This is a genomic window from Amycolatopsis halotolerans, from assembly GCF_042647905.1.
Classification (GTDB): Bacteria; Actinomycetota; Actinomycetes; order Mycobacteriales; family Pseudonocardiaceae; genus Amycolatopsis; species Amycolatopsis halotolerans.
In genome coordinates, this window is sequence record NZ_JBHRWI010000001.1 from 45490 (window position 1) to 66025 (window position 20536).

Consider the following 20536-nt stretch of genomic DNA (forward strand, 5'->3'; position numbering starts at 1 on the left):
GGAAGAGACCACTTTCTTGAGGTTTCCGATCCGCCTCGAACGGGAAGCCGCAGCGGTGCGGGCGGAAAAAGGGCAGGATAGATGTCAAGCAACAGATCTGTTTCACAACGATTGATGAGGTGAAGACCATGACCCGGGCCGTGGAATCGGTCGGTGAGTCGGCCAAGTCCGGCTCGGCGGACCTGCGGAAGCTGGTCGTCGAGGCTGGCAAGGCGGGCGCGAAGGCCGCCGAGGCCGGCGCGGAGGAGCTGGGGAAGCGGAGCCGCCGGGCCCGCCGCAAGCTGGCGAAGAAGACGGAGCTGACTCGCAAGGAGCTGAAGAAGAGCTCCGCCGCGGCGCGCAAGGAAGCGCTCGCCCGCATCGCCGAGCTGAAGAAGCCGGGCCGCAAGGCCAAGAAGGCCGCGATCAGGGCCGCCTCGTCCGCCGGCGAGTCCAAGCGCCGCGGCAAGAAGGACTTCAAGGCGGCGAAGAAGGAGTTCCGCGTCGCGCTGGAAGAGGCGAAGAGCGCGGCCAAGGGCACTCGCAAGCGTCGCCGCTGGCCGTGGATCCTCGGTCTCGGCGCGGTCGCTGTCGGCACCGCCGTCGCGCTGAAGTCGCGTCAGCAGGAGCCGCCGGTCGCCCCGGCGCCGCCGAAGGCCACCCCGCCCGCTCCGCCCGCGAAGCCGGCTCCGGAAGCCAAGGACGCGAAGGACGCCAAGCCGGGCGAGCCGAAGACGAACGGCAAGGCGCCGAGCACGTCGGCTGCGGAGAAGAAGAACTGAACGCGCGAAAAGGGCCCCGGGAAGTGCGTCCCGGGGCCCTTTTTCGTGTTGTCGCTCAGTCGGTTCAGACCGTGGCGGCGTGCTTGTCGATCAGCTGGCCGAGCCGCGGCAGCGCCTCCGCGACGTTCTTCTTGCCGTTCGGGCGCAGCTTCGAGTAGACCTTCTTGATGCTGTCGCGGCTGCTGCGGTCCGCACGGCTGTCGGTAACCCCGAGCAGCGCGTCCGAAGCCTCGTCCGAGCGGCCGGTCAGGTACGCGCCGAAGTCGTTGCCGCCCTGCGCGCGGTAGTCGCCGTAGAACGGCTCGAGGGCACCGGCGAAGTCGTCCAGCAGGCTGTCGACCGCGGACGGGATGATGCCCGGCTTGATCTTCTTGACGGCGGCGAAGCCGGTCTTCACGACCGCGCCCGAGACCCCGCCCTTGTCGGAGACCTCGGCGTCCACGAGCTCTCCGAGGTCGGTGACCACACTGGGGCGACGGCTCGAGTCGAGCAGGATTTCCTTGAGGGTGTCAGCCACGAATCTGTCCTTGTCGTCAAAAGGGGTAACCAAGTATTCGGTGCCGGACGGGCACCCGCCGCGCGAGTGTTGGGGGGACTGCGCGTGCTGCTTAGAGTAATACAAGATCAACTTCACTCACCCGTGCGGAGCCCGTTACTCAGAGCTTCAGGGCAGCGATAGCCTTTTTCGCCACTGTGCGTGCTTTGATGCTCTGCTTCTGATTGCTCGTCACGATGACGGCGGCCTCGCCCTTCGCGACGGCGTAGACCACCCCGTCGCCGGCCGGCTGGTAGCCGCCCTTCCACCCCGCCGGATCCGAGGCCGGGTTCGACGTGTCGACCGGCGCGGCCTTGTTGACCAGCGCGGTCGCGACGTCGCTCTTGCCCACGTACACGCGCACGGACAGCTGAAGGCTGCCGTCCGGGCGGTAGAAGAAGCACGTCGGATGCGGCTCGTCGTCGGACACGCTCACCTTGGTGACGTGCTGTCCGTTCGCGTCCTGCACCGTCTCGTTCGACAGGTACGGGCACTCCGCGGTGCGCGCGGGCTGCGGATCGGGCGGCAGCCCCGCGGAAGCCGACGCGGAACTCGCCGGCGCCGAAGACGGAGTCTCCTTCGCCGGGCTCGACGGGTTGCAGCCGGCGAGCAGGACCAGGGCTGGGGCGAGAACGAGAAGTCGGCGCATGGCGGGCACAGTCAACCATGCCCGGTGAAGTCCGCGCGAAGGCGGCGCGTGCGACGATGACGGCGGATTCCGCTCAGCCCGGGAGGTCGCGGACGTGCTCACGCCCGAGCAGTACCTGCAGGTGGTCGCCGAACGCGTGGTGCGCAGCGGCGGCAGGCTCAACACCGTCCAGATCGGACCGGTGACCGCCGCCGTCGGCCTGTTCACCGAGTCGATCATGTTGTCCACGATGAACTACTGCGTCGTGGCCGGTGCTTATCCCGAGGTCGACGCGGCGACGCTGCACCAGTTCACCGGCATGGCCACCCAGCACGCCCGCGCCAACGTGCAGGGCACGATCGGCTGGACCGCCGCTTCCGTGGTGATCTGCGGGCTCGTCGGGCGCGTGCATCCGGACGCCGCGCAGCTGGCAAGCGCGAAGACGAGCAACCAGTTCGGCGGCGAAACCCGGATGGTCGCGGTGGATCCGTACGCGGGCGCGACGTACGCGTTCACCGGCGGGAAGCTCTGGGGCGCGGCGATGCACGGCGCGATCAACGCGAAGCTGACATTCTGTTTCCCGCAGCCCGCCGAGGCTTTCCAGCAGGTGCAGTGGCAGGCGCAGCAGGCCGCTTACCAGCAGCCCCCGCAATCGGGTCCCGGCGGTTTCCCCGGGCAGATTCCGCAGGGGCCGATGCCGCAGACCGCTCCCCCGCCCGCCGCGGGTCCGGCCGGGCCGCAGCCGCCGCATTACCCGCCGCCGGGGCAACCGCCGTACGGTCGGTGACATGGTTTCGTTGCGCGGCTGGCAGTCGTTCCCCGAACAGCTCCCGGACTTCGACCCGGACCGCACCCCGGAAACGCCCGAGGAGCTGTTCCTCGCCTGGCTGACCGAAGCCGGCGAGCACGTGCTGGCCCCGCACGCGGTCACTCTGTCCACAGTGGACGCCGACGGCGCGCCGGATGCCCGCGTGGTCATCCTGAAGAACGTCGACGAGGACGGCTGGGCGGTCGCGACCAGTTCGGAAAGCCCGAAGGGCCAGCAGCTGACGGCGAACCCCCGGGCGGCGTTGACGTTCTTCTGGCCTGGTCGCGGACGCCAGGTGCGCGTGCGCGGTCTGGTGGTCCCGGCCGCGGCCGAGGTGTCCGCCGACGACTTCCTCGCGCGACCGCCCGCCTCGCGGGCCGAGGCGTACGTCGGGCATCAGTCGGAGGTGCTGTCCGACCCGGCGAAGCTGGTCGAAGCGGCCGAGGCAGCCGCGGAGTGGGTGGCGGAAAACCCGGACGCGGCACCGGAAACGTGGACGCGCTACCTGATCCAACCGGAATCGGTCGAGTTCTGGCAGGCCTCGCACGACCGGCGGCACATCCGGGTCCGCTACCGCCGCGAACCCGCTGGCTGGATCCGCGAACGCCTCTGGCCCTGAGCCGCACCGCCCCAATGTGGCATTGGGTGCGTCGCATGCACCCAATGTGGCATTCGGTGCGTCAGATGCACCCAATGCCACATTGGGGTGCGCTTAGCCGAGCCGGGAGTTGGCGCGCAGCTTGGAGATCGCGCCGACGGTGGCGTAGCCGCGCCACTCCAGCGCGGCCATCGGGGAGAAGCTGGCGAAGTCGACCGTCCAGCCGCCGTCGGGCTGCTGGCCCTGTTCCAGCCGCGTCAGGTCCGCTTCGACGGCTTCCGGGGCGAACAGCCGCCGGGACGGGCCGGGCACCGGGCTGAAGTCCAGCGGACGCAGCACCTCGCCCTCGGAGCCGCCCTGTACCGGGACGATTCCGCTCTCCGGCAGGAACTTCCCCAGCTTCGTCAGGAGTTCGTCGGCCTCCGGGTACCGGTCGTACGCGGCGTCCAGCAGGTGGATCGCGAAGCTCAACTCGATGACGTGCGGCATCTCGTCGAGGTCCCGGATCGCCCGCAGGCAGGTCTCGGTCGCCCGCGCGAGCCACGGATGCGCCGCGACCGCCCCGTCGTGTTCGGCGACCCGCCACGCCGCCGACGTGACGAACGCGGTGCTCTGCAACGAGAACGCCGTCGGGTCGGCTCCGGTCCAAAAGGGAGCGCACGCGGTCGGATCGGCGACCGGGAACGCGAACGGCAGCCCGCCGTCGGCGAACGACACCGACTCGAGCCAATCGCACAACCGCACCGCGTGCGGCGTGGTCGCCGGCGCGATGTCGCCGAACATCTCGAACGCGTGCAGCGCGCCGCCCGGCTGGCTTTCCGGCGCGCGCAGATCCGGCTCCAGTCCCCAGCCGTAGCCGCCGTCCGGATTCCGGTAGGCCGCGACCGCCGCGAGTACCTCTTCGGCTCGCCCGTTTCCTTCCAGCAGCTCGAACCGCCGCTGGTCCAGCAACCGGCCGTGCCCGGCGAGGAACGGGGCGACGGCCTCCCATTTCACAGTCACCCGGACACCGTCGCACGGGTGCCGCGCGAGGGTCTTGAACGAATCGGCCACCAGCCCGAAAGAGCGGATTGCTGGGACCGCGGCCATCGTCGTGGCACGATTTCGGGGTGACCAGCAAACCGGACGACGCGCAGCGATTGGCCGATCTCGCACGGTTGCGCCGGGTGCGCGACCGGATCGACCGCGAGTACGCGCGTCCCCTGGACGTCGAGGCGCTCGCGCGGAGCATCAACGTGTCCGCCGGGCACCTCAGCCGGCAATTCCGCGCCGCTTACGGAGAGTCGCCGTATTCGTATCTGATGACCCGTCGCATCGAGCGCGCCATGGCGTTGCTGCGCCGAGGCGATCTGAGCGTCACCGAGGTGTGTTTCGAGGTCGGCTTTTCGTCGCTGGGGACGTTCAGTACCCGGTTTACCGAGCTGGTCGGGAAGCCGCCAAGCGTTTACCGCCAGGAGGAGACCGGAGCGACCGAGGGCATGGCGCCGTGCGTCGCGAAACAGGTCACGAGACCGATCAGGAATCGAGAAGCACCCCGTTCGGCGCGAACCTAGTGTGATCGGCATGGAGATGACCATTCACGCGAGCTTCCTCCCGCACACCGATCCGGAAGCGACGCTGACCTTCTACCGCGACGTCCTCGGCTTCGAGGTGCGCAACAACGTCAAGTACGGGGACCTGGCCTGGATCACCGTCGGCCCGCCCGGACAGCCGGACACCTCGGTCGTGCTGCAGCCGGTCGCCGCGTTCCCCGGCCTCACCGACGACGAACGCCGGATGATCGCCGACATGATGGCCAAGGGCACCTACGCCGCGCTGAACCTGGCGACCAAGGACGTCGACGCGACCTTCAACCGGTTGCAGGCCAGCGACGCCGAGGTCGTGCAGGAGCCGACGGACCAGCCCTACGGCGTCCGCGACTGCTCCTTCCGCGACCCGGCCGGGAACCTGATCCGCATCCAGCAAGCGAGCTGAAGAAGTCCGAGCCGGACCTCTGGGGAAGAAACAGGGAGAGACGATGACCAAGGCCAAGGGGAAGCCCACGCCCTCGTCGGAGCACGCCGCTGACAGCCACGATCTGATCCGCGTGCAGGGCGCCCGCGTGAACAACCTCAAGGACGTCAGCGTCGAACTCCCGAAGCGCCGGTTGACGGTGTTCACCGGGGTGTCCGGCTCGGGCAAGAGCTCGCTGGTGTTCAGCACGATCGCGGCGGAATCGCAGCGGCTGATCAACGAGACCTACAGCAGTTTCGTGCAGGGCTTCATGCCCACGCTGGCCCGGCCCGAGGTCGACGTGCTCGACGGGCTGACCACCGCGATCATCGTCGACCAGCAGCGGATGGGGGCCGATCCGCGCTCGACGGTCGGCACCGCCACCGACGCCAACGCGATGCTGCGGATCCTGTTCAGCAGGCTCGCCGTGCCGCACATCGGGTCGTCGCAGGCGTTCTCGTTCAACGTCGCCTCGGTCAGCGGCGCGGGCGCGGTCACCGTGCGGCGCGCCGGGAAGGAGATCAAGGAACGGCGCAGCTTCAGCATCACCGGCGGCATGTGCGCCCGCTGCGAGGGCCGCGGTTCGATCAACGACATCGACCTTTCCCAGCTGTACGACGACACGAAATCGCTCGACGACGGCGCGCTCACCATCCCCGGCTACACCCCGGGCGGCTGGAACTACCGGCTCTACAGCGGTTCCGGCCTGGTCGATCCGAGCAAGCCGATCCGCAAGTACACGAAGCGCGAGCTGCAGGACTTCCTGTACAAGGAACCGACGCGGATGAAGATCGAAGGCATCAACATGACCTACGAGGGTCTGGTGCCGAGGATCCAGAAGTCGTATCTGTCCAAGGACGTCGAGGCGATGCAGCCGCACATCCGCGCGTTCGTGGACCGGGCGGTGACCTTCGCGACGTGCCCGGAATGCGACGGGACGCGGCTGAGCGAGCTGGCGCGGTCGGCCAAGATCGACGGGATGAGCATCGCCGACGTGTGCGCGATGCAGATCAGCGACCTCGCCGACTGGGTCGGGAAGCTGTCCGAACCGTCGGTCGCGCCGTTGCTGAAGTCGCTGCACGAGACGCTCGAATCGTTCGTGGAGATCGGGCTCGGCTACCTGTCGCTGGACCGGCCGGCGGGCACGCTGTCCGGCGGCGAGGCGCAGCGGGTGAAGATGATCCGGCATCTCGGATCGTCGCTCACCGACGTCACGTATGTCTTCGACGAACCCACCATCGGCCTGCACCCGCACGACATCCAGCGGATGAACGAACTGCTGCTCCGGTTGCGGGACAAGGGAAACACCGTCCTCGTCGTGGAGCACAAGCCGGAGGCGATCGCGATCGCCGACCACGTGGTCGACCTCGGTCCGGGCGCGGGCACGAACGGCGGCACGGTGTGTTTCGAGGGCACTGTGGACGGTCTGCGCGCGAGCAAGACGTTGACGGGCAAGCACTTGGACGACCGTGCCTCGCTCAAGCCGTCGGTGCGGGAACGCACGGGCGTGCTGGAAATCCGCGGCGCGAACACGCACAACCTGCAGGACGTCGACGTCGACATCCCGCTCGGCGTGCTGTGCGTGATCACCGGGGTCGCCGGGTCGGGCAAGAGCTCGCTGATCCACGGGTCCATTCGGGAATCCGATGACGTCGTATCGGTGGACCAGGCCCCGATCCGCGGTTCGCGGCGGAGCAACCCGGCGACGTACACCGGGCTGCTCGAACCGATCCGCAAGGCTTTCGCCAAGGCCAACAACGTGAAGCCCGCGCTGTTCAGCGCCAACTCCGAGGGCGCGTGCCCGAACTGCAACGGCAACGGCGTCATCTACACCGACCTCGGGATGATGGCCGGGGTGGCCACCACCTGCGAGGTCTGCGAGGGCAAGCGGTTCGACGCCTCGGTGCTGGAGTACCGCTTCGGCGGCCGGGACATCAGCGAGGTGCTCGCGATGTCGGTCGCCCAGGCCACCGCTTTCTTCGCCGAAGGCGACGCGAAAACCCCGGCCGCGCACCGGATTCTCGAGCGGATGGAGCAGGTCGGGCTCGGCTACCTGACGCTCGGCCAGCCGCTGACCACGCTGTCCGGCGGCGAGCGGCAGCGGCTGAAGCTGGCGACGCACATGGGATCGAACGGCGGTGTGTACATCCTCGACGAGCCGACCACCGGCCTGCACCTCGCCGACGTGGAACAGCTGCTCGGACTGCTGGACCACCTCGTCGAATCGGGCAAGTCGGTGATCGTCATCGAGCACCACCAGGCCGTGATGGCGCACGCCGACTGGATCATCGACCTCGGTCCCGGCGCCGGGCACGACGGCGGCCAGGTGGTCTTCGAGGGAACGCCCGCCGAGCTGGTGAAGAAGAAGCGGACGCTGACCGGGAAGCACCTGGCCGCCTACGTCGGCTAGCTCACCGGCGGCCGCCGGTCCGTCCAGGGCAGTGCCTGCTCCAGCGTGCGGGAGACCTGCAACAACAGGTCTTCCCGCCACGGCGCGGCGACCAACTGGACGCCGACCGGCAGGCCGCTGGCCTCGTCGTGGTGCAGCGGGAGGGAGATCGCCGGCTGGCCGGTCACGTTGAACAGCGACGTGAAGACGCCCATCGGATACGCGGCCACCACCGGGTTTCCGCTCGCCCGCCACGCGCCGACCTTCGGCGGCAGGCAGGCCATGGTGGGCGTGACCAGCAGGTCGAAGCTGTCGGTGAAGGCCTCGACAATGCGTCGCGACAGCACCTGGGTCTTGTGCACGCTCTCCGCGTACGTCCAGGAATCGACCGACTTCGCGGCTTCGCGCTGGGCTCGGTTGTGCGGTTCGACGCGGTCCGGGTCGACCAGCGGGATGCCTGCGCTGGCGACATTCCAAACCTTCATGAACGTCGAGATCAGCTCCGCTGAGGTCGGCAGCGGAAGCGGTTTGTCGACGATCTGGTGTCCGGCTTCTTCGAGCGCGCGGAGGGTTTTGTCGACCGCGGTCAGGCAAGCCGGGTCGACGGTGATGCCGTCGATCAGGGACGTCGTGAGGACGCCGATCCGCAGGCCAGCTGGCGGTTCTTTAGTCAGCGCCTGAGCAAGGGACCGCGTAGGCGTCGGCTGCGACCACCACGCACCGGGGTCGTGCCGCGCGATGACGTCCAGCACCGCGGCGGTGTCGACGAGCGTCCGGCTCACGACGCCGCTGGTCGCGAAACCTTCGACCTCCACCACGGCGTTCGTGATCAGACCGCGGGTCGGCTTCAATCCGACGAGACCGGTGCACGACGCCGGGATGCGGATCGAGCCGCCGCCGTCCTCCGCGTGCGCGACCGGAGCCATTCCCGCGATAACGGAGATCCCGGAGCCGCTGGACGAACCGCCGGGCGTGCGGTCCGGGTCCCACGGGTTGCGCGAGATGCCCTGCGCCTCGCTTTCGGTGAACGGCACCGCGCCGAATTCCGACGTCGTGGTCTTGCCGAGCGGGAGGAAACCGGCGTCGGCGAAGCGCTGCACGAGCGGATCCGACTTCGGCTGCGGAGCCCGGTCGGTGGCCAGCGAGCCGTAGGTGGTCGGCCAGCCTTTGACGGTGGCGAGGTCCTTGATCGGCAACGGGATCCCGTGGAACGGCGGCAGGTCCTCCGGCGGGCACTGGACCACAGCGTCGGCGGCGGCTTTCGCGGCAGCGCGGACCTCGTCGTCAGTCCAGCTATCGAAGCGCGCACGCTCCGCGTACCAGATCAGGACCACAACGCGGGATCGCGTCGGCGTGTCGAGGAGCAGCGTGCACGGCCCCCCGGGCCGGGTGCGCTGCTCCTCGACACGCCGACTTAAAGGCGATCCCGCCCGCGACGGCGGAGCCGGCGCCATCAAACACAGCATCGCGGTGCCGTCCCGACCGAGTCGGCTGCCCGGTGTCCAGATGGCCGGGTTTGTCGGCGACACCGTCGACCTGGTCGACTTGACGGTGGTCCCGTATCCGGCGGTCACGCTGTTCGTCAATCTGCGCGAACGGCTGCTCGTCAACGACGTCGCTCGCGGCAGTGTTGTCGCAGGGCTCGCTCCGCAGGGGATGCGTGTGCGCGGGCAGGACATCGAATGCATGCAGATCCGGCTGTCCCCCGGGGTCGCGCACGCGGTGCTCGGGACGGATCTCAGCGGCGAGGTCGTGTCCCTTGAGGACGTCTGGCCTACTGAGCTGCCCGCCCGGCTCCGCGCCCTCAACTCCTGGAACGACCGGTTTGCGCTGGTAGAAGCCTCGCTGGGGAAACGGTACGAGGCCGGTCGCACGGTCGACCCGGAAATCGCCTTCGCCTGGCAGCGGATGGACGCGCGCCACGGTCAGGTGCGGATCGAACAACTGGCCGACGAGACCGGCTGGAGCCGGAAACGGCTGTGGTCCCGCTTCCGCAGCCAGCTCGGGTTGAGCCCGAAACGCGCCGCGCAACTGGTCCGTTTCGACCACGCGGTACACCGGCTGGCCGCTGGCGAAAGCCCGGCTTCGGTGGCCGCGGACAGCGGATATGTCGACCAGTCGCACCTGCACCACGAGGTCAAAGCCTTCGCCGGAATCACCCCCGCGGCCGCCGCGAACGCCCCGTGGCTCGCGGTCGACGAAGTGGCCTGGTCCCGCCCCCACTGCGCGAACGGGTGATCGCACCGGCATGATCGCGGAGTGACTTCCCTCCGGCCCCCCGCTGTCGCGCTGCGCCGGTGGCTAGACGACGTCGGCGGCCGTCGGCGAACGGTGTTCGCGCTGGTCATCGCCTCGGTGGCGGTGGCGGCGGCGATACTCTGGCTCGTCTGCACGATGTGGCCGCTCGACCTGGAGATCTACCGGTCCGGCGCGCGGGCGCTGGCCCAGGGCGAGGACGTCTACGGCCCGCTCCCGCCCACCCGCGCCGGGCTGATCCTGCCGTTCATCTACCCGCCGTTCGCGGCCGTCGTGTTCCTGGTGTTCGCCGCGATGCCGCTGCCGCTGGGCGCGATCTTGATGCTCGCAGTCTCGCTCGCGGCGCTCTGCGGGACCGTCTACGTCGTGGTCCGCCCGCATGCCCGGCGGCGAACCGCGTTGCTGGCCGCGCTGCTGGTCGGTGCCGGGTCGCTGGCCTTCGAACCGGTCCGCGAAACGTTGTGGTTCGGGCAAATCAACCTGATCCTGATGGCGCTCGTGGTGATCGACTGCCTCGGCCCGCGAACCCGGCTGCCACGCGGCGTCCTGCTGGGCCTCGCCGCCGCCATGAAGATCACTCCGGCCGGGTTCCTGCTGTTCTTCCTGCTGAAGAAGGACTTCCGTGCGATCGTGACCACAGTGGTCACCTTCGTGCTCGCTGGCGTGGCCGGATTCGTGATCGCGCCGGAAGCGTCGATGAAGTACTGGTTCGGCGGCGGACTGACCGGCGCGTCCGGCATGAGCGGGTCGATTTTCGCGACGAACCAGACCATCCAGGGCGCGGTGCACCGGTTCGGACTTCCGGACACCCCGACGCTGATCCTGGTCGCAGTGCTGACTTTGGCCGCGCTCGCGCTGACCGTTCCCGCGATGCTGCGCGCCGACCCGCCGATGGCGTTTCTGCTCAATACGGCGGCGATTCTGGTGTGTTCGCCGATTTCGTGGTCGCACCACTGGGTGTGGATCGTGCCCGCGATCGTCCTGTTCGCCGCTCGCGCCCACACCCGGATCGCGGTCGCCGGTTTGGCTGCCGTGGCCGCGATTTTCGTGATCGCACCGCACTCGTGGCTGCCGAAGAACGGGTACCTTGAGCTGTCCTGGGGTCCCGTCGAGCACCTGATCGGCAACAGCTATTTGCTGCTAGCGCTGGGATTCCTCGGCTGGCAGTTCTTCTCGACGCGCCGTCAAACCGCTGCGGTCTGAGCCAGCAACGGCTCCGGCAACTGATCGGTGTGGAGGACGTGCAACGTGCTGACCGCGCGAGTGAGCGCGACGTACAACCGTTGCAGCCCACGCTCTTCCGCCGCCACAATGCGCGCCGGTTCGACCACCAGGACCGTGTCGTACTCCAGTCCCTTCGCCAAACTCACCGGCGCCACCGTGATCCGCGCGGTCCCCTCGGTACCCAACACCGCGTGGTCCAACCCTCGCTCGGCGAGAGCCTGGCTTAACTCCGGAACATCCGCGTCCGCCGCAAGCAACCCGATCGATCCCTCTTGGATCAGCGCCTTCGCACAAGCGTCGACCGCGGCGGCGACTGTCTCGTCCGTTTCGGTCAGGTGCAAGGCATCCGCGGAATGCCGGAACGACGTGGGACTGCGCAGCTCCGGCGCGATGTGCGGAAGCAGCCGAGCAGCGAAGTCGAGGACATCCGCCGGAACGCGGTAGCCGTGCGTGAGTTCTTCGATCCGTCCGCCGGGCCGGTCGAGATGGGTGAGCACGGTGGTCCACTCGCGGACCGCGGACGGACTGGTCGCCTGCGCGACATCGCCGAGAACCGTGCATGCCCCCGCCAATCTGCGCGCGATCGCCCGCAGATGCATCGGGCTGAGGTCTTGCGCCTCGTCCACCACGACGTGCCCAAGTTTCGCCGGACGCTCGACCAGCGCCGCGACCTCGTCCAGCAACGCCAGATCGAGCGTGGACCAGGTCATCGCCTTACGACTGCGCGGCCTTGGCCGGATTAGAGCATCCTGTTCCTCATTGGTGAGGATCCCTTCGGCCGCTTGAGCAAGCGTCGTTCGGTCCGTAAGCAGGTCATAAACCAACCGCGCAGGCTCAACCGCAGGCCACATGTCACGGACCGCTTTGTTGATCGCAGCGTTGCGCCGGAGCTGATGGAGTGTCGCGCTCGTGCCGCCGGACCGCTCCATCTCGCGCAAGACCCGATGCGCGAGCCGCTGAGCCAGCAATTCGCGCCCCGCGCTGTAGTCCGCGCCGCGACTGAGGATTTCCCTTAATTCCTCGGCGATGTCCTCGGGATACAACCGCCAAGTCCGGTGTTGGTACTTGACTTCGAGCGTCCGATCGACCGGCTGGATCCGCGCCCACAGATGTCTCCGAACGACCTCCGCCATCCGGACGTCACCCTTGATCCGCGCCGTCCACGGATCGTCAATGTGCTCGGCCAGCTGCCCCGCCCCGGTCAATTCGTCAATCGTGGCCTGGGAAACCGCCACCTCGCCCAGCGCCGGAAGCACGCCCGCGATGTAAGCGAGAAACGACCGGTTCGGCCCGATCACCGCGACCCCGCCGGCCTTCTGCAGCCGCACCCGCTCGGTGTAGAGCAGATACGCGAGCCGATGCAGCCCCACCGCGGTCTTACCCGTCCCCGGCGCGCCTTGAATGCAAAGCGTCCGGTCAACCGGCGCACGAACCAACCGCATCTGATCCGGCTGGATCGTGGCGACGATGTCCCGCATCGGCCCCTGCCGCGGCCGCTCGATCTCCGCGGTGAGCAGCCGATTCGCTGCGGACCCAGGCCGATCGAGCGGCTCGTCCTCAAACGCGCTGAGCACCCCGGCCTGGTCGAACCCGTACCGACGCCGGACCCGCACCCCCATCGGATGATCGTGATCGGCTTCGTAAAACGCCCTGGCGAGCGGCGCCCGCCAATCGATCACCAGCGGTTCGCCGTCGTCGTCGCGGATTCCTCTGCGCCCCAGGTAAACCAGGTCATGTCGCGGCGACCGAGTATGCGACCCGCGCGCCGCCTCGTAAACCTCGCCCGGCGGGTAGTCGAGCCGACCGAAGAAGAGCGGTGCCTCGTCAATATCCGCTAGCTCCTCGGCGATCTCGATGCGAAACTGCCTGAGGACGTGGTTGAAGTACTTGTCGTCGACCGCGTCGCCCTCGCCCGTCCCCGTCGCGATGGCGGTCTTGATCTCCTCCCGCATACGGTCCAGTTCCGCGTGACAGGCCTGGAGATACTCGCGCTCCGCCCGGATCTCTGGTTCCACTCCCCGCCCCCTGTTTCTTGACTAAGTTAAATATACAACCGAGTCAAGTTTTTATCCGGGTTGGAGTTCCGGCTAGGCTGACGCCCGTGTCAGGACTGCGCGAGCGCAAACGCCGCCGCACGAGGGAAACCATCGCCTCGGCGGCGCTGCGCCTGTTCCGGGAATCCGGCTTCGACGGCGTCTCGGTGGCCGACATAGCCGCCGAAGCCGAGATCTCGAAGCCGACGCTGTTCGCGTACTTCCCGACGAAGGAAGACCTGGTCATCCACCAGTTCGCCGACGACAACGGCCCCGCGGAGATCGTCCGTGCCCGCCCGGACGGAGTGTCGGCGCTGTCCGCTTTGGAACGGTCTTTCCTGGACCGTCTGGCCGAACAAGACCCGCTGACCGGCCTGAACGACTCGCCGGACGCGATCACGTGCCACACCCTCCTGTACTCAACGCCAGCGCTGTTGGCTCGGCTTGCCACTTACTTGCTGGCGAAGGAACAGGAACTGGTGGAGGAACTGCAGGCCTCGTGCGGCATCGAGGACGAGTTCACCGCGCGGTTGGTGGCGGCGCAGATTTTCGGGGCGCAGCGGATCTTGGGGTTTCACAACGCCCGAGAGATTCGTGCTGGTCGGAGCGCTGATGAGACCTACCCAGACGCAGTTGCGCGAGCGGAGGCGGCTTATCGGGTGTTGAGGGATGGGCTGTCTTCGGTGCTGGGTCAGTCCGCGGGCCATTCATAAGAGAGCCGGTAGCGGTCAGCGGCGAGGACCATGTCGTTGACCTCCAGCGGTCGGCATCCGCGCGCCGACCTGCTCGGCAACCGATCCGAGCGGATGACCAGCCTCTTCGAGCCGGAGCTGAACCGGCCGCCCGCATGACCCGATCTCGCACCGTGATTTCGGCGCCTTCGTCGATGGCGAGATGCTGCGCCACTCGGGCATCCGCCTGCTCGAACCGGACTTCCACGGACGCGGACGGAACGAATCCGCTGGCCTCGGCGTCCGCGAGAAACGCGCCCCGGTTCTCCGCCCGGGCCGCGCGCGACAGTCTGGCCTGGCAGCTGCGGTGGATGGCGTCGACGGGCTGGACGAAACCCATCTTCGCCTTGCTACCCGCCGCACGAAAAGGGCCAGGCCCCGGAAGGCCTGGCCCTGCTTCCTCAGCGGCGCAACTCAGTTCTGGTCCGGATTGTCGATCGGCGCGCCGTTGTACCCGGTCCCCTGGTCCTGCGCGTTCGGCGGGTCAACCGGAACCCCGTGGTAGCCGGTCCCCTGGTCCTGCGCCGTGGGCGGGTCGATCGGCACCCCGTTGTACCCCGTGCCCTGCTCCTGCGGGTCCGGCGTGTTCTCGTCCTTCGGCGGAGTCGTGTGCATCTTGAGACCGTCCTTCGCGCAACGGATCTCGTGCGTGCCCTCCGCGCCGGTGTCGGTCAGGCATTGCCAGCCCTGGACCGTCAGCATGTAGTTGGATCCGACGGCCTTGTCGATTTTGTCGAAGTATTCAGTCATAACATTGAACGCCTCAGTGCATCCAACGGTACCGGCTTTGGTTGCGTCCGCGATCAAATCAACCTTGCGCGGCCCGACAGTTCCGCCAAGCGCACTGCAATTAACGTCCTCCGAACTGGCCCCGCCGCCGCCGCTGCCGCCCTTCTTGACCGGCGTATTCGGCTGCTGGACCTGGCTCTTAGCCGCGACGTTGACCGGGGCGGACTGGTTGCTCGCCGGGGCTGCCGAATTCTGGCCAGAGCACGCGGAAAGCAGCGCGACCGCGCCGAGAGCCGCTCCGACGGTGGCCAATTTGACAGTCTTCATGAGCATTTCAATTCTCCCCTGACCAGCTCTTGGCTTTCCCTTTGCCTATAGAGACGCACACCGCCGGAGGGGGTTGCGAAGAAATTCCGCGGACTTTTCCAGCGGCGACTTTCAGCCCCAAAACCGCACTTCAGGGAACCGCGGCGACGGGCCGTCCAGCAGCCGCTGGTGCACGCCGCGCAGGTGCTCGTCGAGGAACGCGGTCAGATACGCCTCGCCGACCCGGATCCCCCGCAACGGATCGATCTCGACCCCCGGCAACTGCCTCCCAGCCTGCTGGAAGAGCAGCAGTTCATCGGTGAACATGCTGTGGTCGCCACGGTCGACGGTGATCCACCGCTTCCATCCGGTCATCTCGCGCCACGCCGCGTCCCACGACGGATCGACCGTCCCGCCCGGCTGATGCACCGGAGCCCCGAACTGCAGAAACGGCCGATCCAGCCCGGTCACCGGGAAGTAGTACATGCCGTCCAGCATCGCCCCGGCGCGGATCCGCCGGTCGGCCAGCATCGCCGGCGCGGTGCTGGCTCCGCCGATCGAATGCCCGATCATCGCGATCCGCCGCTCGTCGATCAGCCGTCCGCCGCCCCACACCGGACGCGGTCCGACGAACTGATCGAGCACGAACGACACGTCCGCCGCCCGGGTTTTGGCGAGCTTCTTCCAGTCCTTGATGTCATTTGCCACGCATTCCGTCGTGTGCCCGTCCGGGAAGGTGGTAGCGACCGCCTCGTAGTTGTGGCCGATCCCCGCCACGACGTACCCGCGACTGGCCAGCTCCTCCGCCAGCGACGACAACGTCGCGCGCGGCAACGTAAACCCAGGAGAGAGCACCACCAGCGGCATCCGCCGGAACTGCGGCAGAGCGTCCACAGTGGAATGAGTACGAACCTTCGTCAGCAGGTCCTTGGGCAGGGGCGGATCGCCCGCCGCCTTCACCATCAGCTCCGATTCCCGCTGCGTGAGGTACTGCGTGCCCCGCCATCCCGGAAACTGCGCCGGGTACCAGAGCGTGACCATCATTTCCCGCCGCTGCGAAGGAACCCATGGATCCGCACGGGAAGTGTCAGTGAAGTGAAAGGTCCTGGTCCCGATCAGACTGGCCCCGCCAGGCTGTGGCAACGCCAATCTCGGTGCCGCCTGCGCGGTCCCCGCCCCGACGACGACAAGCATCGCCGCGATGATCGCTATTACGCGTAGTCTCATGACTTCAGCTTGGAGCCGCCCGGCACCGGGAACATCGGTGATGTCCCGGATGAGCCCCCGATGTCGGAGTCATCTTCCTGGACGATGGTCAGCTGACGACGTCCGCCAGCCGAGCGACCTCGTCCACCTCGTCAGTCACCGGCACGAAGATCAACTCATCCACACCCAGCTCGGCGAAATCCGCAATGGACTTCCGCACCAGCTCCGGAGACGAGCAAGGCACCACACTGTCCGCGACTTCCTTCGGAGCCAACCGATAGAAGTCCCGCACATTCGCCAACCCAGCGTCGACGTCCCCCAAAACGAAGTAGGCCAACGAAACCAGCCGCGGCACCCCAGCCCGACCACCCTCGCTCCAGGCACGTTTCGCCGCTTCGAACCGAGGCGCGCTTGCCGCCACCGAGCCCGAACCGGCGATGTAACCCGTGCCCCACCGCACCATTCGCTGCAACGCCTGCTCGGTATAGCCGCCGAACAACATCGGCACCTGCCGCGTCCCGCTCGGCACCGCCGCGTTCTCCCCGACCGGTTCGCCGTCCCACACCTCGCGGTAAATCTCCAGGTCAGCATCGAACCGCGCCCCGCGCCCACGCGCCCCAAGCCCAGGCACGGTGAACTCCTCCTCCCGAAGCCCCACCCCGACGCCGAACGTCAGCCGGTGCCCGGAAACGCCGTCGATACTCGCGATTTCCTTGGCCAGCAACGCAGCCGGCCACGTCGGCGCGAGCAACACGCCGCTGAGCAGCCCGATCCGCTCCGTCGCCCCAGCCGCGGCCGCCAGCGCAACCGTGTCGCTCACGCCCGGATACGCGTACCGGCCGATCGTCGCCAGCGAGGAAAACCCCGCCTCCTCCGCCCGCGCCGCCCACCGCGGCACGACCGTGGGGTCGACGTCGCGCACTTGATTCGGAAGTCCTATGCCGATCCGCACCAGATGATCCTCTCGAGCTGTTGCATTGCCCCGCAGTGAATGACAGCATGCTGTCATGTCCGACAAGCTAGCGATACGACAGCATGCTGTCAAGAAGGCCTGCGACGCCTACAATGACCTGATGGACGAGGTCATCCGGCTCTCCGACGTCCTGGAAGCAGTCGGAAACGGCATCGCCCGCCCCACCGGCCTGAGCGTCGCGCGGTACCAAGTGCTGGCCGCGGTCGAAGCGGAACCCGCCCCGGTCGGGACCATCGCCACGCAGCTGGGCCACACGAGGCAAAGCGTCCAACGAGTCGCCGACCTGCTCGTCGACGACGACCTGGCCAGCTACCGTCCGAATCCCGCGCACCAACGCGCCAAACTGCTCGAGGTGACCCCGACCGGCCGCGCCGCTTTGCACCGAATGCAAGCGGCGTACGACGATCTGGCACTGCGCACCACCGACGGCCTAGACCTGGCACGGCTGGAATTGGTCCGGCAGACGCTCATCGAACTGCAGCACCGATTGAAATCCGAACTGCCCTCCTGATCACTAAGCTGGCGGCTCTGGACGCCCTGCCAAGGAGAAACCGCCGATGCGCAAGCGAAAGACGCTGCCGAAGAACTTCGACGAGATGCTGACGTCCGCGTCGCTCGCCGAACTCCAGGCGGTGTTCGAACGCACCGAGTTGGACGCTCGCGGCGGATACGGCAAGGAAACAGCGATCGGATACCTCGGCTGCCCGGACGAACTCATCGTCTGGCTAGTCGAGCAAGGCCTCGACGTAGACGCGGCCAACCAATACGGCGAAACTCCACTGTGGACACGTGCCGCAAGAGGCGCAGCAGCGCAGATCCCGCTGTTGCTCTCCCTCGGCGCTGACATCGAACGGTCACGCGGCTACAGCGGCACCCCACTGCACGGCGCGGCCAGCCGACAGCGACCGGAAACCGTGCGAGTACTGATCGAACACGGCGCGAATGTCCACGCCACGATCGACGGCAAGCCGAACCTCACGCCGCTCCTGTTCGGACTGCGGCACACCGAGAACATCGGGATCGCGGGCATGGCCGAAACTGCCGCGCTTCTCCTCGAAGCCGGCGCACCCGTGCCGGACGCGGCGCGAGACCTGGTCCGCCGGATCGGCACCAACTTCGAGTTCCACCGCAAGAGCTTCAACCGCGACTTCCTCGACGAGACCGACGCCGGACTGCAGGAGTTGTACCGCCTATTCGACGTCGAACCGGTCCCGCCGCGACTAATCCACGACGGAACCTCCCCGATCACGGTGCCCGACGGTGCCTGGCAGAAGCAGCACGATCAGCTGTGGGAACTGCTCGTACCGTCCTCGGGCGCGGCGGAAACCGTGCAGGGAGAAGCGATCCGCGTGACCGGGAAAATCGCTCGCGAGATCCTCGACAACGGCAGCGGCAACTGGGACCGATCCTTCCGCGCGATGGCCGACGCACTCCCCGGCTACTTCGCGTCGGGCACCCCGCTGCCCGAACTTGAAGAGGCACAGGCTCTCGCCAAGCGCACCCGCTCCGGCAACGGAACCGACGAAGAACTGTCGCGGCTGTCCGAACTCGCCGTCGCATGGGTCCGGCTCAACCCGACCCCGTTGCCGATGGCTTCGCCCCCATACAACCGCTAGCCGGACAGCCCCACGCCGACAAAGCTATGCGACCGTTGATTCCTTCGCGGACATTCCAAGCGACAGACTGCGCACCATCCGATAACGCCGGAATCCGCTACCACGCACTCCCGGAAATTCCTGCACCTTCCGCCACTCGTCAGACACCCCGACGGTCCCTCGGCCGGACCGTGCCAACGCGTCGCGATGTGCCTGCTCGTCAGTCCACTCCGCATAGTTGAGCACCCGAGTCCCGTCGGCGCTGACATGGAAGTGCCCGGAGAGCCCGCCGGGCGCGGGCGTTTCTTCACTGCCCAACGCACCGAACACGGTGTCCACCCAACGCCGCTGCCGCTGCGCATCAGCACCGTCGAACTCGACACTCACCACGACAACGCACCCCGGAACCGCCGAATCCTCCCGAATTCCGCTGCGGTACAAGCGATACTCAACGGGGTCGCCTCCGGAAACCCGACGCACGAACCCGGGGTCCGAGGTTCCCTCCGCCCACTGGGTGTAGACCAACGACGCTTCCCCGTCGGTACTGGCCAACGCACTAAACGAAATCAGCCCCCCAGGCCACTGCTCGTTTTTCAGCTCTGCAAGCACATCCGTCGCCCCGACGGCTGTCTCTGCGACCAGTACAGCTCGAACGTCCTGGCGGGCAAAGTCAGGACGCGCGACTTGGTTGACAGTCATGAATCTTCGGTATCCCTTCGAGTTCAGCGATGACTCCCGAAGGATGGAACTTCAAGAGAAGTTGAAGTCAAGCCATCGGCCGGATCATTCGTTACTCTGACGGGCACGAGCGCAAGGGTCTTGATGGTTTCCAAGTAGGCCAGGATTTTGGGCTGTCTCGCGGCGTCAGCACTGCTGGCAGCCGGACGCGGCACCGCGGTCGCGGGCAAGGCTCTTCCGGCCGACACCCGGTCTACGACGCCTGCGCGGTCATGAACCCGTTCCTGATGCAAGAACGAAACGTACAAAACTGTCCCTCGGCATCGGCCAAAAGCAGTACCAGAGCGACGGCATGTCGAGTGACCGGGACATCGTCTGGCGGCTGGCCACCGACCCGGAATCGCAAAGTCGGTCAAGTCCCATCCGGTCAGCCGCGAGACCTGCGGCGACCTGCAGACCTACGTGACCATGGGCGGCCTCGTCCACTCGGACGAGTACAACGTGTCAGGACGGCACCGCCTACGCCGACCACGCGACCTGCCACCCGCGCGCGTCACCGGGATCTGTCCTTCAAAGTGGGCCGCCACCTGGTCACCAGGTCGGCTTTCCGAAGCGAGGACTACCAGGAACCCGCGCTCAATCAGGTGTTCGGGGGTGCCGTCCTGAAGATCATCGACCGGTTGAAGCAGATTCCGCAGCGCCCCCGGAACGCACGAATCCCCGCCCGGCGCTGGCCGAACGGGGATCGCGGGTGGACCTGAGGGGAATCGAACCCCTGACCCCCGCCTTGCAAAGGCGGTGCTCTACCAATTGAGCTACAGGCCCAGTGCGGACCGGGGTCCGCGAGTGTGGGTCAGTTGCGGGACGCGTCCGCGGCCTTGGCCGGCGCGCTGCCGTTCGCCGACGGGGCGGCAGGCGTGGTGGCCTCACGCCACAGGTCAGCCTCGGCCTTGGCGGCCTTGTTCCGCTTGACGACGAACAGGACGCCGCCCGCGACGACCGCGAGTGCCAACAGCTTCTTCACCTGAAGCCCCCTTCTGAGTGCTTGCGCTACCCCTCGATGCTACCGGACCCGCCGTGCGTCCCGTCCGGCG

At 67.5% G+C, this 20536-nt stretch carries 21 protein-coding genes and 1 tRNA gene; 11 read left to right on the forward strand and 11 right to left on the reverse strand.

Annotated elements, in window-relative coordinates:
* Positions 1–128 precede the first annotated feature (128 nt).
* Positions 129–761 carry a hypothetical protein gene (locus tag ACFORO_RS00230; protein ID WP_377872884.1) on the forward strand — a complete coding sequence of 211 codons (633 nt, stop codon included), beginning with the start codon at positions 129–131 and terminating at the stop codon, positions 759–761.
* Between the two features lie 64 nt (positions 762–825).
* Here ACFORO_RS00230 and ACFORO_RS00235 read toward each other — a convergent pair whose 3' ends face one another.
* Both ACFORO_RS00235 and ACFORO_RS00240 read right to left on the reverse strand, forming a co-directional pair.
* Entirely contained in the window at positions 826–1278 is a 453-nt protein-coding gene (locus tag ACFORO_RS00235; RefSeq protein ID WP_354735946.1) for a DUF6918 family protein, read from the reverse strand.
* Between the two features lie 139 nt (positions 1279–1417).
* Complete coding sequence (locus tag ACFORO_RS00240; protein WP_354735944.1) at positions 1418–1945, reverse strand: DUF2020 domain-containing protein; 528 nt, start codon at positions 1943–1945, stop codon at positions 1418–1420.
* A 94-nt stretch (positions 1946–2039) separates the two neighbouring features.
* Between ACFORO_RS00240 and ACFORO_RS00245 the strand changes: the two genes are divergently transcribed.
* On the forward strand, positions 2040–2711 hold the full coding sequence (locus ACFORO_RS00245; protein ID WP_377872883.1) for a hypothetical protein: 672 nt from the start codon (positions 2040–2042) through the stop codon (positions 2709–2711).
* Position 2712: 1 nt separating this feature from the next.
* Positions 2713–3351 (forward strand): pyridoxine/pyridoxamine 5'-phosphate oxidase, encoded by a 639-nt coding sequence (locus ACFORO_RS00250; RefSeq protein WP_377872882.1) that lies wholly within the window; start codon positions 2713–2715, stop codon positions 3349–3351.
* Between the two features lie 93 nt (positions 3352–3444).
* Here the strand turns inward: ACFORO_RS00250 and ACFORO_RS00255 are convergent, their stop codons facing one another.
* Complete coding sequence (locus tag ACFORO_RS00255; RefSeq protein WP_377872881.1) at positions 3445–4332, reverse strand: hypothetical protein; 888 nt, start codon at positions 4330–4332, stop codon at positions 3445–3447.
* 107 nt (positions 4333–4439) lie between these two features.
* Between ACFORO_RS00255 and ACFORO_RS00260 the strand changes: the two genes are divergently transcribed.
* Genes ACFORO_RS00260 through ACFORO_RS00270 form a run of 3 tightly spaced genes read left to right on the forward strand, consistent with a single transcriptional unit; the run spans position 4440 to position 7732 of the window.
* Positions 4440–4883, forward strand: coding sequence for a helix-turn-helix transcriptional regulator (locus ACFORO_RS00260; RefSeq protein WP_043831515.1), 444 nt, complete (start codon positions 4440–4442; stop codon positions 4881–4883).
* A 10-nt stretch (positions 4884–4893) separates the two neighbouring features.
* Positions 4894–5304, forward strand: a complete 411-nt coding sequence (locus ACFORO_RS00265) for a VOC family protein (protein WP_354735936.1) — start codon at positions 4894–4896, stop codon at positions 5302–5304.
* Positions 5305–5347: 43 nt separating this feature from the next.
* Positions 5348–7732, forward strand: coding sequence for an ATP-binding cassette domain-containing protein (locus ACFORO_RS00270; protein WP_377872880.1), 2385 nt, complete (start codon positions 5348–5350; stop codon positions 7730–7732).
* On the opposite strand, the gene ACFORO_RS00275 is transcribed toward ACFORO_RS00270, so the two are convergent.
* Entirely contained in the window at positions 7729–9045 is a 1317-nt protein-coding gene (locus tag ACFORO_RS00275) for an amidase (RefSeq protein WP_377896474.1), read from the reverse strand. The genes ACFORO_RS00270 and ACFORO_RS00275 overlap by 4 nt on opposite strands.
* A gap of 172 nt (positions 9046–9217) precedes the next feature.
* Here ACFORO_RS00275 and ACFORO_RS00280 point away from each other — a divergent pair, with 172 nt between their 5' ends.
* Positions 9218–9949: an AraC family transcriptional regulator gene (locus ACFORO_RS00280; RefSeq protein WP_377896475.1), complete on the forward strand. Its 732-nt coding sequence runs from the start codon at positions 9218–9220 to the stop codon at positions 9947–9949.
* 21 nt (positions 9950–9970) lie between these two features.
* Complete coding sequence (locus ACFORO_RS00285; protein WP_377872877.1) at positions 9971–11170, forward strand: glycosyltransferase 87 family protein; 1200 nt, start codon at positions 9971–9973, stop codon at positions 11168–11170.
* Here the strand turns inward: ACFORO_RS00285 and ACFORO_RS00290 are convergent.
* Positions 11152–13206 (reverse strand): HelD family protein, encoded by a 2055-nt coding sequence (locus tag ACFORO_RS00290; protein ID WP_377872876.1) that lies wholly within the window; start codon positions 13204–13206, stop codon positions 11152–11154. The genes ACFORO_RS00285 and ACFORO_RS00290 overlap by 19 nt on opposite strands.
* Positions 13207–13292: 86 nt before the next feature.
* On the opposite strand from ACFORO_RS00290, the gene ACFORO_RS00295 reads away from it, so the two are divergent.
* Positions 13293–13937, forward strand: a complete 645-nt coding sequence (locus tag ACFORO_RS00295; protein ID WP_377872875.1) for a TetR/AcrR family transcriptional regulator — start codon at positions 13293–13295, stop codon at positions 13935–13937.
* A gap of 432 nt (positions 13938–14369) precedes the next feature.
* On the opposite strand, the gene ACFORO_RS00300 is transcribed toward ACFORO_RS00295, so the two are convergent.
* The 3 genes from ACFORO_RS00300 to ACFORO_RS00310 form a co-directional block, all read right to left on the reverse strand.
* The gene (locus tag ACFORO_RS00300; RefSeq protein ID WP_377896476.1) at positions 14370–15011 is read right to left on the reverse strand and encodes a hypothetical protein; all 642 of its coding nucleotides are present in this window, start codon (positions 15009–15011) and stop codon (positions 14370–14372) included.
* 111 nt (positions 15012–15122) lie between these two features.
* Entirely contained in the window at positions 15123–16034 is a 912-nt protein-coding gene (locus tag ACFORO_RS00305; protein ID WP_377872873.1) for an alpha/beta hydrolase family protein, read from the reverse strand.
* 271 nt (positions 16035–16305) lie between these two features.
* The gene (locus ACFORO_RS00310) at positions 16306–17148 is read right to left on the reverse strand and encodes an LLM class flavin-dependent oxidoreductase (protein ID WP_377872872.1); all 843 of its coding nucleotides are present in this window, start codon (positions 17146–17148) and stop codon (positions 16306–16308) included.
* A gap of 121 nt (positions 17149–17269) precedes the next feature.
* Here ACFORO_RS00310 and ACFORO_RS00315 point away from each other — a divergent pair, with 121 nt between their 5' ends.
* Positions 17270–17680, forward strand: coding sequence for a MarR family winged helix-turn-helix transcriptional regulator (locus ACFORO_RS00315; protein WP_377872871.1), 411 nt, complete (start codon positions 17270–17272; stop codon positions 17678–17680).
* Between the two features lie 46 nt (positions 17681–17726).
* A complete protein-coding gene (locus ACFORO_RS00320) occupies positions 17727–18785 on the forward strand; it encodes an ankyrin repeat domain-containing protein (protein WP_377872870.1) in 1059 nt (352 codons plus the stop codon).
* Between the two features lie 24 nt (positions 18786–18809).
* Here the strand turns inward: ACFORO_RS00320 and ACFORO_RS00325 are convergent, their stop codons facing one another.
* From ACFORO_RS00325 to ACFORO_RS00335, 3 genes are all read right to left on the reverse strand, one after another.
* Positions 18810–19463, reverse strand: a complete 654-nt coding sequence (locus ACFORO_RS00325) for a hypothetical protein (RefSeq protein WP_377872869.1) — start codon at positions 19461–19463, stop codon at positions 18810–18812.
* 731 nt (positions 19464–20194) lie between these two features.
* Positions 20195–20267: transfer RNA gene (locus tag ACFORO_RS00330), tRNA-Ala, on the reverse strand.
* Positions 20268–20295: 28 nt separating this feature from the next.
* Complete coding sequence (locus tag ACFORO_RS00335) at positions 20296–20466, reverse strand: DLW-39 family protein (RefSeq protein WP_020663676.1); 171 nt, start codon at positions 20464–20466, stop codon at positions 20296–20298.
* Positions 20467–20536: the final 70 nt, after the last annotated feature.